The organism is Streptomyces sp. A012304 (genome assembly GCF_026008495.1).
Lineage (GTDB): Bacteria > Actinomycetota > Actinomycetes > Streptomycetales > Streptomycetaceae > Streptomyces.
This window is the reverse complement of sequence record NZ_BQUN01000053.1, coordinates 1-1,330: the sequence shown is the minus strand read 5'-3', so window position 1 is coordinate 1,330 and position 1,330 is coordinate 1. Positions and strand designations below refer to the sequence as shown.

The window sequence follows — 1,330 nt, the reverse complement described above, 5'->3', positions numbered from 1 at the left end:
CCAGTGAGAACGTGACCGGGCCCGAGTCCGTCGAGACGCCTGAACCGCAGCCGTCGAGGGCGGTGGACGACCAGCTCATCGACGAACTGGTGGGCCGGGCGCAGGCCGAGGGCCTGCAACTGACGGGCGAGGGCGGACCACTGCAGCAGCTGACCAAGCGCCTGCTGGAGTCCGCCCTCGAAGGCGAGATCACCGACCACCTCGGCTATGACAAGCACGACGCAGCCGGCAAGAACGGCGGCAACTCCCGCAACGGGAAGCGTGGCAAGACCGTGCTCACCGACGTCGGACCGGTCGAGATATCCGTGCCCCGCGACCGGGACGGAACCTTCGAACCGAAAATCGTGCGCACGCGGCAGAAGCGTCTGTCCGGCGTCGACGAGATGGTGATCTCTCTGTCCGCGAAGGGCCTGACGACCGGCGAGGTCCAGGCCCACCTCGCCGAGGTCTACGGCGCTGACGTCTCCAGGCAGACCATCTCCACCATCACCGACAAGGTCATGGACGGCATGACCGAATGGCAGAACCGGCCCCTCGACCCTGTCTATCCGGTGATCTTCATCGACGCGATCCACGTCAAGATCCGCGACGGCGCCGTGGCGAACCGGCCGATCTACGTGGCCCTGGCCGTCACCACCGAGGGACGCCGCGACATCCTCGGGCTGTGGGCCGGCGACGGCGGTGAGGGCGCCAAGCACTGGATGCACATCCTCACCGAGATCAAGAACCGCGGCGTGAACGACGTCCTCATGCTGGTCTGCGACGGCCTGAAGGGCCTGCCCGAGGCGGTGGAGACCGTCTGGCCCCGCACCACGGTGCAGACCTGTGTGGTCCACCTGCTGCGGAACTCCTTCCGCTATGCCGCCCGCCAGGACTGGGACAAGATCGCCAAGCTCCTCAAACCCGTCTACACCGCTGCGACCGAGGAAGCCGCGCTCGAGCGATTCGCGGAGTTCGCCGACGCCTGGGGCAGGAAGTATCCGGCGATCGTCCGGCTCTGGGAGAACGCGTGGGAGGAGTTCACTCCCTTCCTCCGCTTCGACACCGAGATCCGCCGCATCGTCTGCACCACGAACGCGATCGAATCGGTGAACGCCAGGATCCGCCGTGCGGTCAAGGCCCGCGGCCACTTCCCCAACGAGACCGCCGCCCTGAAGTGCGTCTACCTGGCCATCATGAGCCTGGACCCCACCGGCAAGGGCCAGGCTCGCTGGACCATGCGCTGGAAGACCGCCCTGAATGCCTTCGACATCACCTTCGACGGCCGACTCTCCGCAGCCCGTCAGTAACCCCAACCACCCTGGTTACACCGCTCGTTTGACAGACCCGA

Annotated in this window: 1 protein-coding gene; it reads left to right on the top strand. The window is 66.7% G+C overall.

Annotated elements, in window-relative coordinates:
* Positions 1 to 62: 62 nt before the first annotated feature.
* The gene (locus ALMP_RS11975) at positions 63 to 1,289 is read left to right on the top strand and encodes an IS256 family transposase (protein WP_264926906.1); all 1,227 of its coding nucleotides are present in this window, start codon (positions 63 to 65) and stop codon (positions 1,287 to 1,289) included.
* Positions 1,290 to 1,330: the final 41 nt, after the last annotated feature.